This window comes from Ramlibacter monticola (genome assembly GCF_016722785.1).
In the GTDB taxonomy this organism is placed as follows: Bacteria; Pseudomonadota; Gammaproteobacteria; order Burkholderiales; family Burkholderiaceae_C; genus Ramlibacter; species Ramlibacter monticola.
Map to the genome: position 1 here is coordinate 980,299 of NZ_JAEQNE010000002.1, position 15,350 is coordinate 995,648.

Sequence of the window (15,350 nt, forward strand, 5' to 3'; positions counted from 1 at the left end):
CGCGGGATCGCAGACAAAACAAGATACCGAACGCAGAGGTCGCAGAGGGCTCGCAAAGGTCGCAGAAGGAATCCTCTTGATGGATGTTCTTCTGCGTCTTCTGCGTGCTTTTGCGCCCTCTGCGTTCGGCTGTTAGGTTTTGCTTACTTCGTGCGGGCGGCGATGATGCTTTCGGCGACGTTCTTCGGAGCTTCGGCGTAGTGCTTGAACTCCATCGTGTACGTCGCGCGGCCCTGCGACATCGAGCGCAGCGTCGTCGAGTAGCCGAACATCTCGGACAGCGGGACTTCCGCCTTGATGATCTTGCCGCCGCCGATCATGTCGTCCATGCCCTGCACCATGCCGCGACGGGACGACAGGTCGCCCATCACGTTGCCGGCGTATTCCTCGGGCGTCTCGACTTCCACGGCCATCATCGGCTCGAGGATCACGGGGCTGGCCTTCTTCGCGCCTTCCTTGAAGCCGAAGATGGCGGCCATCTTGAACGCCTGCTCGGACGAGTCCACTTCGTGGTACGAACCGAAGGTCAGCGCAACCTTCACGTCCACCACCGGGTAGCCCGCCAGCACGCCGGAGTTGAGGGCCTCTTCCACGCCCTTCTGCACCGCCGGGATGTACTCGCGCGGGACCACGCCGCCCTTGATGGCGTCGATGAACTCGAAGCCCTTGCCGGTCTCGTTCGGCTCGATCGTGAACACGACGTGGCCGTACTGGCCCTTGCCGCCCGACTGGCGAACGAACTTGCCTTCCTGGTCGGTCACCTTGCGGCGGATGGTCTCGCGGTAGGCCACCTGCGGCTTGCCCACGTTGGCCTCCACGCCGAACTCGCGCTTCATGCGGTCGACGATGATTTCCAGGTGCAGTTCGCCCATTCCGCCGATGATGGTCTGGCCGGATTCCTCGTCCGTGTTCACGCGGAACGACGGGTCTTCCGCGGCCAGGCGCTGCAGCGCCACACCCATCTTTTCCTGGTCGGCCTTGGTCTTGGGCTCCACGGCCTGGCGGATCACCGGCTCGGGGAACACCATGCGCTCCAGCGTCACGATGGAGTTGGGATCGCACAGGGTTTCGCCCGTGGTCACGTCCTTCAGGCCCACGCAGGCGGCGATGTCGCCGGCGCGGATCTCTTCGACTTCCAGGCGGTTGTTGGCGTGCATCTGCACGATCCGGCCGATGCGCTCCTTCTTGCCGCGCACCGGGTTGTAGACGCTGTCCCCCTTGGTCAGCACGCCGGAGTACACGCGCACGAAGGTCAGCTGGCCCACGAACGGGTCCGTCATCAGCTTGAACGCAAGCGCCGAGAACTTCTCGTTGTCGTCCGCCTTGCGGGTCGTTTCCTTCTCGTCTTCGTCCGTGCCGGCGACCGGGGGGATGTCCACCGGCGAGGGCAGGAAGTCGATCACGGCGTCCAGCATGCGCTGCACGCCCTTGTTCTTGAAGGCGGTGCCGCACAGCATCGGCTGGATCTCGGTGGCGATCGTGCGCGTGCGCAGGCCCAGCTTGATCTCGGCTTCGCTCAGGTCGCCTTCCTCGAGGTACTTGTTCATCAGCTCCTCGGTGGCTTCGGCGGCGGCCTCGACCATCTTCTCGCGCCATTCCTTGGCGGTTTCCACCAGCTCGGCCGGGATGTCCTCGTAGGAGAACTTCATGCCCTGCGAGGCCTCGTCCCAGATGATGGCCTTCATCTTCAGCAGGTCCACCACGCCGGTGAAGCTTTCCTCGGCGCCGATCGGGATCACGATCGGCACGGGGTTGGCCTTCAGGCGCAGGCGCATCTGGTCATAGACCTTGAAGAAGTTGGCGCCGGTACGGTCCATCTTGTTGACGAACGCGAGGCGGGGCACCTTGTACTTGTTGGCCTGGCGCCAGACGGTTTCCGACTGGGGCTGCACGCCGCCCACGGCGCAGTACACCATGCAGGCGCCGTCCAGCACGCGCATGGAACGCTCCACCTCGATGGTGAAGTCCACGTGGCCGGGGGTGTCGATGATGTTGAAGCGGTGCTCCGGGTAGGACAGGTCCATGCCCTTCCAGAAGCAGGTGGTGGCGGCAGACGTGATCGTGATGCCGCGCTCCTGCTCCTGCTCCATCCAGTCCATGGTGGCGGCGCCGTCGTGCACTTCGCCGATCTTGTGGTTCACACCCGTGTAGAACAGGATGCGCTCGGTGGTCGTGGTCTTGCCGGCGTCGATGTGAGCGGAGATACCGATGTTGCGGTAGCGCTCGATGGGCGTTTTGCGAGCCATGATGAGAATCTTTCTTCAATGGCGCAGGCCCGCTCGTGGCGGGCCCGCACCTTCACAAGATGGGGACGATGCTTAGAAGCGGAAGTGGCTGAAGGCCTTGTTGGCCTCGGCCATGCGGTGCACTTCGTCGCGCTTCTTCATGGCGCCGCCACGGCCTTCGGTGGCTTCCATGAGCTCGTTGGCCAGCCGCAGGGCCATCGACTTCTCGCCGCGCTTCTTGGCGGCTTCCTTGATCCAGCGCATCGACAGGGCCAGGCGACGCACGGGGCGAACCTCGACGGGAACCTGGTAGTTCGCGCCGCCGACGCGGCGGGACTTCACTTCGACCATGGGCTTCACGTTGGCGATGGCCATCGTGAAGGCTTCCAGGGGATCGCGCCCGGGGTTCTTCTTCTCGATCTGCTCGAGGGCACCGTACACGATGCGCTCGGCGACCGCCTTCTTGCCGCCTTGCATGATGACGTTCATGAACTTGGCGAGCTCGACATTGCCGTACTTGGGATCCGGCAGGATTTCACGCTTAGGGACTTCGCGACGACGTGGCATTTCTAACCTCTCTCTTTGCTTCAGTTGGCCATGGCCTCTGGCCGGGCCGCGGGAGCCATCAGGGCTTCCCACTTACTCGACCCTTGTTCAGGGTCACTACGCTTTTCTCAGCCTGCCAGGGCTGGAAGAGCACCGACAAACTAACCTGGTTGGCTTCTTAGGCCTTCTTCGGGCGCTTGGCGCCGTACTTGGAACGGGACTGCTTGCGATCCTTCACGCCTTGCAGGTCCAGCGAACCGCGGACGATGTGGTAACGCACGCCCGGCAGGTCCTTCACGCGGCCGCCGCGCACGAGCACCACGGAGTGCTCCTGCAGGTTGTGGCCTTCGCCGCCGATGTACGAGATGACCTCGAAACCGTTGGTCAGGCGCACCTTGGCGACTTTACGAAGCGCCGAGTTCGGCTTCTTCGGCGTCGTGGTGTACACGCGGGTGCACACGCCACGGCGCTGGGGGCTGTTCTGCATCGCGGGGGACTTCGACTTGGTCTTTTCGACCTCGCGCCCCTGACGCACGAGCTGGTTGATGGTTGGCATTGAAAACGTCCCTAAACGTTCGTGAAATCAGACAAAAGCATTCCCCGCCCCAAATTGCGGGAAAGCCCGCGAGTATATCCCGGCTGGTGAAAACCCGCAAATGACAGCCGAGTCGGCCGTCCTACCCCGCGGAGGCGGGGGTCGCCAAGGGCCCGACGACGGGTGCTGCGCGCCCGTCCCGGGTCCCCGCCTGCGCGGGGATCCCGGCTGTCGCCCTACTTGATCCAGAGCCGCACCGCGTCCCAGGCGCGCCCGAAGACCCCCGCCTGCTCCACGCCCTGCAGCGCCACCAGGGGCACCTCGCTCAGGAGCTGGTCGCCGGCCAGGATCTTCAGGGTGCCGACCTGTTGGCCCTTCTGGATGGGGGCGACCAGCGGATCCGGCCGCGCCACCTGGGTCTTGATCTTCGAGCTGCTGCCGGTCGGCACCGCCAGCACGATCGGCCGGGCCTGGCCGAGCTTGACGCTCTTCTCGGAACCCTTCCAGACCTGCGGCTCCAGCACCGGCTGGCCGCCATCGAAGAGCTTCAGGCCCTCGTACGCCGTGTAACCCCAGTTCAGCAGCTTCTGTGCTTCGTTCGCGCGCGCCGCCTCGCTGGTGGCGCCCAGCACGATCGCCAGCAGCCGCCGGCCCCTCAGGTTCGGGAAGTCGCGCCTGGCGGTGGCGATCAGGCAGTAGCCGGACGCGTCCGTGTGGCCGGTCTTCAGGCCGTCCACCGTCGGATCGCGGAACAACAGGATGTTCCGGTTGGTGTCGTTGGCCGTCGGCGTGCCCTGGTAGCGGTACTTCTTGATCGAGTAGTACTGCAGGTCCTCGGGGAAGTCCTGCATCAGCCGCGTGGCGAGGATGCCCAGGTCGCGCGCCGTGGTGGTGTGGCCGGGCGCACTCAGGCCCTCGGGGTTCTTGTACGTCGTGTTCTTCATGCCCAGCGCCTGGGCCTGCTGGTTCATCAACTCGACGAAGCGCTCCACCGAGCCGCCCACGGCCTCGGCCAGGGCCACGGTGGCGTCATTGCCCGACTGGACGACCATGCCCTTGATGAGGTCCTCCACCGGCACCTGCATCTTCGGGTCGATGAACATGCGCGACCCCGCCATCTTCCAGGCACGCTGACTCACCGGCATCGCCTGCTTCAGGTCGATCTTCTTCGCCTTGAGCGCCTGGAACACCAGGTAGCCGGTCATCAGCTTGGTGAGCGACGCGGGTTCCACCGGCGCGTCGATCTCGCGCGAGGCCAGGACCTGGTTGGCGCTGACGTCGATCAGCAGGTAGCTGCGGGCTGCCACCTCGGGGGGCTGGGGCACCTGGGCGGCGGCGAAAAGCGAGAAGAAGAGCAGCACCGGCGCGAGGAGCGCCTGCGACCAACGGGATTTCATTCCTGCGCGCGAAGGTGGCGGACCACCAGGTTCTTCAAGAGCGGCAATTGTCCGTGAAAGAAGTGCTCGACCCCGGGAACGACCGTAACGGGCAGTGACTGCGGCCGGGCCCATTCGAAGACGGAAGACAAGGCCACCGTGTCGTCGGCCTCGCCATGGATGACCAATGTGCGCTCGTGCGCTTCGGCGGGCAGCGCCGGCACCGGAAATCGCGACGCGGCGGTACCCACCAGCACCACCGCACGCACGTCGCGCGAGCCCCAGAGCGACTGCAGCGACTGCGCCGTGACGTAGGCGCCGAAGGAGAAGCCGGCCAGCGCCAGCGGCCCTTCGGACGCGAGCTCGCGCACGACCGCCAGGAAGTCCTCCGCTTCGCCGCGCCCTTCGTCGTAGCTGCCCTGGCTGGCGCCGACGCCGCGGAAGTTGAAGCGCAGGGCCGTCCAGCCGCATTGCACGAAGGCGCGCGCCAGCGTCTGCACCACCTTGTTGTCCATCGTTCCACCGAACAGCGGATGCGGGTGGGCGATCACGGCGACGCCGCGCGAGGCGCCTTCCGGCGCGTTGCGCAGCAACTGGATCCGTCCGGCCGGGCCCGTGAGCTCCAGCCGTTCCGTCTGCGCGATCATCAGCGCCCCAGGTGCGGGGGCGTCAGCAGGCGTTCGACCACCTTGCCGTTCTGCAGGTGCGACTCGACGATCTCGTCGATGTCCTTCTCGTCCACGTAGGTGTACCAGACGCCTTCGGGGTAGACCACGGCGATCGGGCCGCCCTGGCAGCGGTCCATGCAGCCGGCCTTGTTCACGCGCACCTTGCCCGGGCCGTTGAGGCCGCGCGCCTTCACCTGCGCCTTGCAGCGGTCGAAGGCCGCCTGCGCGCCGTGGTCGGCGCAGCAGGCCTCGCCATTGGCGCGCTGGTTGAGGCAGAAGAAGATGTGGTGTTCGTAGTACTGGGACGGTGCGGTCGCGGTCATGGCGGGATTCTAGAAGTGGCGTCCGGCCGCGAGACGCGCAGCAGCACATACACCAGCACGGCGTAAGGCCAGATCCAGCCAAGCCACTGCGCCAGGCCGTTGAAGCGGATGAAGCGCCCCTGCTCCCAGGCCTGCAGCGTGTCGGTGAAGTAGGCACTGGCGGGCGCTGCGTTCAGCACGCCCAGGTGCACCACCAGCACCAGCAGCAGCACCGCCGCGCAGCCGCGCCGCGGCACTGCCAGCATCAGCAGCGACAGCATCAGCCCGAACAGCAGGCCGAGTCGCACCGGCATGCTGAGCCAGGCCCACGCGTGCGCCGGCCCCCAGCTGAGGGCGGCGGACAGGGCGGTCACCAGCGTGCCGAGGCCGATCGCGGCCAGCGCGAAGACGGCGCGCCGGCCCGTGGAGCGCAGGATGGTGTACCCGAGCAGGCAGGGGACGAAGGCGCCCAGCCCCACGCACAGAAGCTCCGCCGCCGGCACCAGCGGCTGCAGTTCCACGTCGCGCACCGGCAGCCACTCGAGGAAGGGCGTGTCCTGCAGCCAGTCGGCCAGGCCGGTTTCGAGCCGCTCGAGCACCTGCCCGAGCCCCAGGGGCACGGCGGCGGGGAACAGCAGCGCGAACGGCCACAGGGCCAGCAGCACCAGCGCACCCCGCGCCTGCGGGATGAACCAGCGCTCGCGGAAGCGGCTCCAGTGGTCGACCACGCCCGCCAGTTCCAGGCCGGCGGCCAGCGCGGCCCCGGCCAGCGTGCCGGCCACGTTCAGGCCGAAGTCCACGTTGGAGGCCACGCGCGAGGGCAGGAAAGCCTGCAGCGACTCCATGCAGAAGGACAGGGCGGTGCCGGCCCCGACGGCCACAGCGATCGCGGCGACGTTCGGATGCGCGGCGAAGAAGCGGACGTTGCCGCGCCGCAGGAAGCTCAGGGCCAGCAGGAAGCCGAGGGGCACGTAGCCGGCCACGTTGGCCGCGACGTCGAAGCCGGTCCAGTAGCGCGGCCAGCCGGCGAACAGGAACTCCCACGGCGGGATCTCCTGGTTGCGCCACCCCGAGAAGGGATAGAGGCTGGCATACACCACCAGGACGGTGTACGCACCCGCCAGCGGCCACGCCGATGTCTTGTGCATCAGAAGGGCTTGAGGACGACGAGCAGGATGGCGCCCAGCAGGAACAGCACGGGGATTTCGTTGAACCAGCGGAAGAAGACGTGGCCGCGCTGCATGGTGCCGGCTTCGAACTTGCGAAGCAGCACCGAGCAGGCATGGTGGTAGCCGACGATCAGGATCACGATCAGCAGCTTGGCGTGCATCCAGCCCTGACCGCGCCCCACGCCGACGCCCAGCCACAGCCAGAGGCCCAGCCCCAGGGCGGGCACCGCGATCATCGTCATGAACTTCAGGAGCTTGCGCGACATCAGCAGGAGCCGCTGCCGCTCCGCCTCCGAGCCGGCCGGCACCATCGCCAGGTTCACGTAGATGCGCGGCAGGTAGAACAGACCGGCGAACCAGCTCGCCACGAAGAAGATGTGGAAGGCCTTGATCCAGAGCATGGCGCGAGTGTAAGGAAGCGCCGGACCTCCGGGCGCTGCGCGGACCGGCCACGCCGGGCGCCCGCAGGCAAAAAAAAGCCCCGGCTTTCGGCCGGGGTGGGAAGCCTTTTTGCTGTCACACATCAAGGCGCCCGCTCAGGGAGGAAAAGCGGGGGGCGGCAAGCCGCCCGAGCCGTAATTTAGCAGCGCACAGTTCGGCTTTCAAGCATAAAGGCTTAAGCTCACTGACGCGGGCCACGCCTCCCGGCAAGCCCGCGGCAGGGGCCCGGAACGGCCGGAAAACTGCGCCCGGGCTGGCTTGGGGCACAATTTTCGGTATGACTTCCTTCTTCGCCCCCTACCCGAACGGCCGTCCGCGGCGCCTGCGGCGTGACGAGTTCACGCGCAACCTGGTACGCGAGCACGCCGTGAGTGCGAACGACTTCATCTATCCGGTGTTCGTCCTGGACGGCCAGAAGCAGCGCCAGGCGGTGGCTTCCATGCCCGGGGTGGAGCGGGTCAGCGTCGACCTCCTGCTGCCGGTGGCGGAGGAGTGCCTCAAGCTGGGGGTGCCGGCGCTGGCGCTGTTCCCGGTGATCGACCCGTCGAAGAAAACGCCCGACGGGCGCGAAGCCTTCAACCCGGAGGGCCTGGTGCCCCGGGCGGTGCAGCGCCTCAAGAGGGAATTCCCCGAGCTGGGCGTGATGACCGACGTGGCCCTGGACCCCTTCACCAGCCACGGCCAGGACGGCCTGCTGGACGAGACCGGCTACATCCTGAACGACGAGACGGTGGAGGTCCTGGTCAAGCAGGCGCTGACCCAGGCGCAGGCCGGCGTCGACATCGTGGCCCCCTCGGACATGATGGACGGCCGCATCGGCGCGATCCGCCAGGCGCTGGAAGCCGACCGCCATGTCCACACCCGCATCATGGCGTACAGCGCCAAGTACGCGAGCGCCTTCTACGGCCCGTTCCGCGATGCCGTGGGTTCCTCCGCCAACCTGGGGAAGAGCAACAAGAAGGTCTACCAGATGGACCCGGGCAACAGCGACGAGGCCGTGCGCGAAGTGGCGATGGACCTCGCCGAAGGCGCCGACATGGTGATGGTGAAGCCCGGCATGCCCTACCTGGACATCGTGCGGCGCGTGAAGGACGAATTCAAGGTCCCGACCTTCGCCTACCAGGTCTCGGGCGAGTACGCGATGCTGAAGGCCGCGGCCGCCAACGGCTGGCTGGACCACGACCTCGTGATGATGGAAAGCCTGCTCGCCTTCAAGCGCGCCGGCGCCGACGGCGTCCTGACCTATTTCGCGCTCGACGCCGCGCGCCAGCTGCGCGCCTGAGGCGCCACGGGAAGACGGCAGCGTGCAGATTGTCGAATTCGGCGCCGGCACGCTGCGGTTCCTCGACCATGTTCCCACCCGGGCGCCGCAGGGCGGCTTCGTCTGGATCTACCTGGAACGGGAGCACCTCGAGCAGGACCTGCCCGTTCTGCAGCGGGCCGCCCAGGCCCTCGGCGGCTCGCCCCTGCTGGACCTGCACGTCAAGGACCTGGGCAACCGCGGCCACCCTTCCCGCTACGACTACACCTCGGTCTACGACCTGGTGATCTTCCGCCGGCTCGCCAGCGAGCCGGAGGTGCGCGCCGAGCTCGGCGAGGCGGCGATGGCCGGCAAGGGGCCGCTGGCGGCCTTCGGCCGCATCAGCACGCGCGCGCTGGGTTTCGTGGTGTTCGACCGCCTGCTGATCACGGTGCACCCGGCCGGCTGCTTCGCCGCGCGCGCCTTCATCGAGCGCTACCTGCAGGACGCCCTGCGCAGCGAAGGCCTGAGCGCCTCGGCGCGCACCCGGCTGCCCTCCGGCGCGGCCGACCTGATGCTGCGGATGCTGAACCTGGTGGTGGACAGCTACCTGGAGCTGCGCAAGGTCCTCAGCGCCGAACTCGATGGCTGGCAGCAGGCGCTGCTCGCGCCGCGCACCACGGCCGAGGTGGACTGGGCGGCGCTCATGACCGCGCGCAACGCGCTGCACATGCTGCAGGACCTGTGCGAGGAGCAGAACGACGCCATGCAGGAATGGCTGGACAGCCAGCGGGAGCAGCCGCCACCCTGGATGTCGCAGGCCGAGCGCGACGGCCTGCTCGCCCGCGCCCGCGACGTGGTCGAACACGTGGAGCGCGTGGTGCACCACGTCAACCGCATGGAGCAGAGCGCGGAGACCGCGGTGCAGATCCACTTCTCCGCGGTCGGCAACCGCACCAACGACATCATGCGCACGCTCACGGCCCTCACCGCCATCTTCCTGCCGCTGAACCTGATCGCCGGCATCTTCGGGATGAACTTCGAACTGCTGCCCCTGACCCACCAGGCGGCGGGGTTCTGGTGGACCCTGGCCGCCATGGGCGTCATCGCCGTGCTGCTCGGGATCGTGTTCTGGCGCAAGCGCTACCTGGCGCGCACGGGGCATTGACGTGGAACACGCGACGGGCGACAACCACCGCGAGCATTCCAGCTACCGCCGGCCGCGCACCGTCGCGGACCTCACGCGCGAGAACGTGCAGGCGATGCGCAAGCTGGAACAGCTGGCGGTGGCCAAGCGCACCACCGCCGACCGCATCGCCGAATTCGTGGCGAGGTTCTGCGGCAGCATCACCTTCGTGTGGATCCACGCCGCCGTGTTCGCCTCGTGGCTCGGGTGGAACGTGCTGCCGGGCCTGCCGCACTTCGACCCCTACCCGTTCACATTCCTCACCCTGGTGGTGTCGCTGGAGGCGATCTTCCTGTCGTCCTTCATCCTGATCGCCCAGAACTACGAGATGCGGGTCACCGAGCGGCGCAGCCAGCTGGACCTGCAGATCAACCTGCTGGCCGAGCAGGAGAACACCAAGATCCTGCAGCTGCTCGATCGCATGGCGCGCAAGCTGGGATTCACCGAGGAGGACGACCCCGAGGTCCGCGTGCTGGAACAGGCCACGCGGCCGGAGACCCTGGCACGCCAGATCGACGACGCACTGCGCGAGCACTCGGGCCAGCCGCCGCGCTCCCACGCCAACGGCAAGCCCGCCAAGTGATCCTCGTGGGCTGCGCGGGCTGGAACCTGCCGCGCGAGCTGCAGGCGCGCTTCGGGCCCGGCGCGAGCCACCTCGCGCGCTACGCCAGCCGCTTTCCCGCCACCGAGATCAATTCCTCGTTTCACCGGCCGCACCAGCCCTCCTTGTACGAGCGCTGGGCGCAGGCGGTGCCGGCGGGGTTCCGCTTCAGCGCGAAGCTGCCGAAGACCATCACGCACGAGCGGCGGCTGCTCGGGTGCGAACAGGCGCTCGACGAATACCTGGCGCAGGCCCGCCACCTGGGCGACCGGCTCGCGTGCCTGCTGGTGCAGCTCCCGCCCAGCCTGGCTTTCGATGCGGGCGCGGCGCGGCCCTTCCTGGCCCTGCTGCGCGCCCGCTTCGCCGGCCGGCTGGCGCTCGAGCCGCGCCACGCGTCGTGGTTCGGCGCGGAGCCGGACGCGCTGCTGCGCGAGCTGCAGGTCGCGCGCGTGCTCGCCGACCCGGTCCGACACGCAGCCGGCGCCTGGCCCGCGGGCTGGCCGGGGCTCGTGTACCTGCGGCTGCACGGTTCGCCCCGCATGTACTACTCGGCGTACCCGCCCCCGCTGCTGCAGGCGCTGGCGCGCCGCATGCGACAGGCCGGGGCCGAGGGCGCCGAGGTCTGGTGCATCTTCGACAACACCGCTTCCGGCGCCGCGACCGGCGACGCCCTGACGCTGCTGCGCCTGCTAGAAGAAGGGCGCTGAGAGCCCTTCGGCGGCGAACACGCGCTGCACCGCGGGCCGCTCGCTCATTCGCTGCAGGTAAGGCCCCAGGTGGTCGCGCTCACGCGCCTTGCCGGCGCTGAAGTTGCGCGTCCAGCGGCACAGGGTGAACACATAGGGATCGAGCGCGCCGTACGAGTCGCCGAGCAGCCACGGCCCGCCGTGGCGCGCCACCAGCGCATCGAGCTGGTCCAGCAGCGGCCCCACCCGTTCCTGCGCCCTCGCCTTCACTTCCGCCGCGCCCGCGGCATTCCCATCCGCCACCCAGCGCTCCGGGTAGAAATAGACCATCAGGGTGGCCTGCAAGGTGTTCGTCAGCCAGGCCAGCCACTGGTGGAAATGGGACCGTTCGGGCGTCCCGGCAGGCGGCGCGAGGCGCGCCTGGGGGAAGCGGTCGCACAGGTGCAGCACGATGGCCGCCGTCTCGTACAGGACGAAATCGCCGTCGGCCAGCACCGGCAGCGTGCCGTTCGGATTGAGCTTCAGGTAGGCCCCGCCCTTGTGTTCGTCGGCGGCGCGGTCCACGAACACCCGTTCGTAGGGCTGGCCGATCTCCTCCAGCAGGATGTGCGGAATCATCGCCGCGGTGGCGGGGTAGTAATACAGACGCAATGCCATGGGAAGCCGCTCCTTGGCCCCGAACATTACAGCAGCGGGCGACCGCTTCCCGCTCAGGGCTGCCGCAGGCCGAACAGCGTGGCGCCGTTCTCCCACGCGATGCGGCGCGCCACGTCGGCGGGCAGTTCGCCCAGCCAGGCCCGGTAGCCCTTCATCGTGTCGTCGTAGTACAGCCAGCGCTGGTTGACCCAGGTGTCCGACCCGAGCAGGAAGCGGGTCGGGTACTTCAGGAGCAACTGGCGCCATTCGGGGCAAAGCCTGCCGCCCTCGCAGGTGAGGCCGGGGCGGTAGGAGAGCTCGCCCATGAGGCGCGGGTACTTCGCCAGCAGCTGCTCCACCCGCGCCACCGGGGCGCCGCCGATGCCGGTGTGGGCCCAGATCAGCCGCGCCTTCGCGCCCTTCGAGGGCGTGTGCGCCATCAGCAGGTCGATCGCCGCATCGTCCACGTGCGCCAGCACCGCCAGCTCCTTCTCCTCCGCCAGCGCCATCAGCTTGCGCGCCACCGGCCCGTTCGCGTTGGCGGACTCGTACAGGTGGAACTCGCCCAGGCCGCGATAGGGTCCGGCGGCGGTGCCGCGCGCCAGCTCCGCCTGCACCATCTCGTAGATCGATTCGTCACGGAACCAGCTGTCGTAGTCGGCGCGATTGCGGTACAGGCGGACGAAAGGCACCACCGTCACGCCGGCCTGGCGCGTCTCCGGCGCCTGCGCCAGCGAGCGGGTGCCGTCGTTGGGGCGCGAGTTCGCGACGATCGCGCGCACGCCGTTGCGCTGCATGCGCCCCAGCACGTCGGGCAGCGGATGCGGGCCCTCGCTGCCGTTGAAGGCTTCCTCGTTGTAGTGCAGGTGCGCGTCGAAGATCGGCCCGCCGTAGTCGGCGGCCAGCGCCGCCGAACCGAGCACGCAGGCCAGCAGGCCGGCCCAGCGCATGTCAGGCCAGGTGCTGCGCGAAGAAGGCCAGCGTGCGCTCGCGCGCCAGCTTCGCGGCTTCGGCGTTGTACGAGCCGCGCTGGTCGCAGTTGAAGCCGTGGTTGGCGTGGTACACGTGCACCTCGACCTCGGGATGCGCCTTCTTGAACACCTCGACGCTCTCGAGGGTGATCCAGTGGTCCTGGTCGCCGAAGTGGGCCAGCACCGGGCACTTGGGCTTGCGCGCGACCTCCTGCGGCGTGGTGACGCCGCCGCCGTAGTACGGCACCGCGGCGCTGAGTCCGTCGAGCGTGCAGGCGGACCGCCACGTCAGCAGGCCGCCGTAGCAGTAGCCGACGATGCCCACCTTGCCGGCCTGCGAGACCTGCTTGATCGCCGCCTGGATGTCCTGCATCACGCCGGGTGAAGGCAGGTTCTCGACCGCGTTCTTCAGCGACATGCCCTCGGTCATGTCGTCTTCCTGGTAGCCGAGCTCCACGTTGGGCTTGATGCGATGGAAGATCGCCGGCGCGATCGCGAGGTAGCCCTCGGCGGCATAGCCGTCCGTCACGGCGCGGATGTGCGAGTTGACGCCGAAGATCTCCTGGATCACCACGATGCCGCCCTTGGGCTGGCCCTTGGGTTGCGCCAGGTAGGCGGGAATGGCCTGGCCGTCGGCTGCCTTGAGGTCCGTGAACTGCCCCATGTCGTGTCTCCTGTGGCTGGGTGGTTTTCGGGAAGGCGCGAGCTTCCCTCAGCCGCCCGGCCGCGTCAACAAGGAGCTTTTGATGTAATGGCGGCTCGCGCGCAGTGCGCGGCAGTGGAGAACGGAAGAATGGAAGAAGTCCTGTTGGTCACCGGCGGCAGCCGCGGCATCGGTGCGGCCACCGCCGTGCTGGCCGCGCGCAAGGGCTGGAAGGTGGCGGTGAACTACACGCGCAACGAGGCAGCGGCCGAGGAGGTGGTGCGCGCCATCCGCGCCGGCGGCGGCACGGCGGTGGCGATCCACGGCGATGTGGCCGACGAGCAGCAGGTGCTCGCGCTGTTCGCGCAGGTGGACGCCCAGCTGGGGCGCCTCACCGCGCTGGTCAACAACGCCGGCGTGGTGGACCGCGCGCAGCGCGTCGACGAGATGAGCCTGCAGCGCCTGAAGCGCATGTTCGACATCAACGTGATCGGCAGCTTCCTCTGCGCGCGCGAAGCGGTCCGGCGCATGAGCACGCGCCACGGCGGCCGCGGCGGCGCGATCGTCAACGTGTCCAGCGCCGCGTCGCGCCTGGGCGCGCCCGGCCAGTACGTCGACTACGCGGCCTCCAAGGGCGCGATCGACAGCTTCACCATCGGCCTGGCCAAGGAGGTCGCGGCCGAGGGCATCCGCGTCAACGCGGTGCGGCCGGGCCTCATCGAGACGGAGATCCACGCTTCGGGTGGACTCCCGAACCGCGTGCGCGACCTGGTGCACCAGGTGCCGATGCAGCGCGGCGGCAGCGCCGAGGAAGTGGCGCAGGCCATCGTCTGGCTGCTCTCGCCCGAGGCGAGCTACACGACCATGTCGCTGGTCGAAGTGTCGGGAGCCCGCTGATGGCCGTCACGATCTGGTGGGAGGACATGCAGCCCGGCACGGTGCGCGAACTCGGCACGGCGACAGTGACGGCGGAAGAGATCAAGGAGTTCGCGCGCCGCTACGACCCGCAGCCCTTCCACCTCGACGAAGAGGCCGGGCAGCGCTCCATGTTCGGCGCGCTGTGCGCCAGTGGCTGGCAGACCTGCGGACTGGCGATGCGCCTCACGGTCGACAACCTGCTGCGGCACACCGACAGCAAGGGCTCGCCCGGGCTCGAGAGCCTGAAGTGGCTCAAGCCGGTGTACCCGGGCGACGTGCTCTCGCTGCGGCACACCATCGTGGAATCGCGCGCGCTGCGCAAGCGGCCCGACACCGGCATGGTCCGCGCGCGGTGGGAGCTGTTCAACCAGCACGGCGACAAGGTGATGGAGATGGAAGGCTACGGCTTCTTCGGCCGCCGCGCGCCCGCCACGGCGGAGGAACTGGCCCGCATCGACGCGCAGCGCGCCTCCTGATGGAATTCAAGCCCCTCATCACGCTGCTGGCGATCGTGAACCCGCCGGCGATCATTCCTTTCTTCATCTACTACACGCAGGGCCTCTCCGCCGAACAGCGGCGGCACACCGTGCAAGTGTCGGCGGTGTCGGCCTTCCTCGTGATCGCCGGCTGCGCGCTGCTGGGGATCCGCATCCTCGAGTTCTTCGGCATCTCGCTGGCGAGCTTCCAGGTGGGCGGCGGCATGCTGCTGCTCACCAGCGCGCTGAACATGCTCAACGCCAAGCCCGCGGAGGCCAAGGCCTCCAGCAACGACCTCGAAGCGGGCGCGGAAAAGGCCGCGATGGGCGACAGCGTCGCGGTGGTGCCGCTGACGATCCCGCTGCTGACGGGGCCCGCCACGATGTCGACGGTGGTGATCTATGCCGAGCGCGCGCGCAACGCGCTCGACATGGCGGTGCTCCTCGGCTACGGGGTCGTGATCGCGGTGGTCACGGCCGTGTGCTTCACCCTCGCCGAGCCGATCGCGCGCGTGCTGGGCCGCACGGGCATCAACGTGCTCACCCGGCTGATGGGCCTCATCCTGGCCGCGCTTGCTGTCGAGGTGATGGCGGAGGGACTGGGCAATCTGTTCCCGATCCTGGGGCGTGTCGCGGGCTCCGGCTGAGCACGAAGGATTGACACGCCGGCAGGGTTATCAGCGGATTGCCGGGAATCGCGTTTAAAACCTCGGTACCCCTCGAATTCCCGG

18 protein-coding genes are annotated in these 15,350 nt (G+C 68.2%); 7 read left to right on the plus strand and 11 right to left on the minus strand.

The features are described from left to right. Positions 1-143: 143 nt before the first annotated feature. The 8 genes from fusA to JJ685_RS12665 all read right to left on the minus strand — a co-directional run bounded on the left by fusA (position 144) and on the right by JJ685_RS12665 (position 7,222). Positions 144-2,246 carry an elongation factor G gene (gene fusA, locus JJ685_RS12630; RefSeq protein WP_201674569.1) on the minus strand — a complete coding sequence of 701 codons (2,103 nt, stop codon included), beginning with the start codon at positions 2,244-2,246 and terminating at the stop codon, positions 144-146. 72 nt (positions 2,247-2,318) lie between these two features. Continuing rightward, positions 2,319-2,792, minus strand: a complete 474-nt coding sequence (gene rpsG, locus JJ685_RS12635) for a 30S ribosomal protein S7 (RefSeq protein WP_201674570.1) — start codon at positions 2,790-2,792, stop codon at positions 2,319-2,321. A gap of 157 nt (positions 2,793-2,949) precedes the next feature. Beyond that, positions 2,950-3,327, minus strand: a complete 378-nt coding sequence (rpsL, locus tag JJ685_RS12640; protein ID WP_017759704.1) for a 30S ribosomal protein S12 — start codon at positions 3,325-3,327, stop codon at positions 2,950-2,952. A gap of 215 nt (positions 3,328-3,542) precedes the next feature. Then, positions 3,543-4,703 (minus strand): D-alanyl-D-alanine carboxypeptidase family protein, encoded by a 1,161-nt coding sequence (locus JJ685_RS12645; protein ID WP_201674571.1) that lies wholly within the window; start codon positions 4,701-4,703, stop codon positions 3,543-3,545. After that, on the minus strand, positions 4,700-5,329 hold the full coding sequence (locus JJ685_RS12650) for an alpha/beta hydrolase (RefSeq protein WP_201674572.1): 630 nt from the start codon (positions 5,327-5,329) through the stop codon (positions 4,700-4,702). The genes JJ685_RS12645 and JJ685_RS12650 overlap by 4 nt, the downstream gene beginning before the upstream one ends. Then, entirely contained in the window at positions 5,329-5,673 is a 345-nt protein-coding gene (locus JJ685_RS12655) for a (2Fe-2S) ferredoxin domain-containing protein (protein WP_201674573.1), read from the minus strand. The genes JJ685_RS12650 and JJ685_RS12655 overlap by 1 nt, the downstream gene beginning before the upstream one ends. Further along, positions 5,670-6,800 (minus strand): VanZ family protein, encoded by a 1,131-nt coding sequence (locus JJ685_RS12660; protein WP_201674574.1) that lies wholly within the window; start codon positions 6,798-6,800, stop codon positions 5,670-5,672. The genes JJ685_RS12655 and JJ685_RS12660 overlap by 4 nt, the downstream gene beginning before the upstream one ends. Beyond that, a complete protein-coding gene (locus JJ685_RS12665; RefSeq protein ID WP_201674575.1) occupies positions 6,800-7,222 on the minus strand; it encodes a CopD family protein in 423 nt (140 codons plus the stop codon). The genes JJ685_RS12660 and JJ685_RS12665 overlap by 1 nt, the downstream gene beginning before the upstream one ends. A gap of 317 nt (positions 7,223-7,539) precedes the next feature. On the opposite strand from JJ685_RS12665, the gene hemB reads away from it, so the two are divergent. Genes hemB through JJ685_RS12685 form a run of 4 tightly spaced genes read left to right on the plus strand, consistent with a single transcriptional unit; the run spans position 7,540 to position 10,996 of the window. Then, positions 7,540-8,544, plus strand: a complete 1,005-nt coding sequence (gene hemB / locus JJ685_RS12670; protein ID WP_201674576.1) for a porphobilinogen synthase — start codon at positions 7,540-7,542, stop codon at positions 8,542-8,544. 22 nt (positions 8,545-8,566) lie between these two features. Beyond that, a complete protein-coding gene (locus tag JJ685_RS12675; protein ID WP_201674577.1) occupies positions 8,567-9,670 on the plus strand; it encodes a magnesium transporter CorA family protein in 1,104 nt (367 codons plus the stop codon). Position 9,671: 1 nt separating this feature from the next. Then, on the plus strand, positions 9,672-10,271 hold the full coding sequence (locus JJ685_RS12680; RefSeq protein WP_330901753.1) for a DUF1003 domain-containing protein: 600 nt from the start codon (positions 9,672-9,674) through the stop codon (positions 10,269-10,271). Beyond that, entirely contained in the window at positions 10,268-10,996 is a 729-nt protein-coding gene (locus JJ685_RS12685; RefSeq protein ID WP_201674578.1) for a DUF72 domain-containing protein, read from the plus strand. Before JJ685_RS12680 ends, JJ685_RS12685 begins: the two co-directional genes overlap by 4 nt. On the opposite strand, the gene JJ685_RS12690 is transcribed toward JJ685_RS12685, so the two are convergent. From JJ685_RS12690 to JJ685_RS12700, 3 genes are read right to left on the minus strand one after another with little or no spacing between them, the layout of a single operon-like run. Continuing rightward, entirely contained in the window at positions 10,979-11,632 is a 654-nt protein-coding gene (locus JJ685_RS12690; protein WP_201674579.1) for a glutathione S-transferase family protein, read from the minus strand. The genes JJ685_RS12685 and JJ685_RS12690 overlap by 18 nt on opposite strands. 53 nt (positions 11,633-11,685) lie before the next feature. Next, positions 11,686-12,561: an amidohydrolase family protein gene (locus JJ685_RS12695; RefSeq protein WP_201674580.1), complete on the minus strand. Its 876-nt coding sequence runs from the start codon at positions 12,559-12,561 to the stop codon at positions 11,686-11,688. A 1-nt stretch (position 12,562) separates the two neighbouring features. Further along, the gene (locus tag JJ685_RS12700; RefSeq protein WP_201674581.1) at positions 12,563-13,246 is read right to left on the minus strand and encodes a dienelactone hydrolase family protein; all 684 of its coding nucleotides are present in this window, start codon (positions 13,244-13,246) and stop codon (positions 12,563-12,565) included. A gap of 129 nt (positions 13,247-13,375) precedes the next feature. Here JJ685_RS12700 and JJ685_RS12705 point away from each other — a divergent pair, with 129 nt between their 5' ends. Genes JJ685_RS12705 through JJ685_RS12715 form a run of 3 tightly spaced genes read left to right on the plus strand, consistent with a single transcriptional unit; the run spans position 13,376 to position 15,266 of the window. After that, positions 13,376-14,122: an SDR family oxidoreductase gene (locus tag JJ685_RS12705; protein WP_201674582.1), complete on the plus strand. Its 747-nt coding sequence runs from the start codon at positions 13,376-13,378 to the stop codon at positions 14,120-14,122. Beyond that, complete coding sequence (locus JJ685_RS12710) at positions 14,122-14,619, plus strand: MaoC family dehydratase (RefSeq protein WP_201674583.1); 498 nt, start codon at positions 14,122-14,124, stop codon at positions 14,617-14,619. The genes JJ685_RS12705 and JJ685_RS12710 overlap by 1 nt, the downstream gene beginning before the upstream one ends. Continuing rightward, positions 14,619-15,266: a MarC family protein gene (locus JJ685_RS12715; RefSeq protein ID WP_201674584.1), complete on the plus strand. Its 648-nt coding sequence runs from the start codon at positions 14,619-14,621 to the stop codon at positions 15,264-15,266. Before JJ685_RS12710 ends, JJ685_RS12715 begins: the two co-directional genes overlap by 1 nt. Positions 15,267-15,350: the final 84 nt, after the last annotated feature.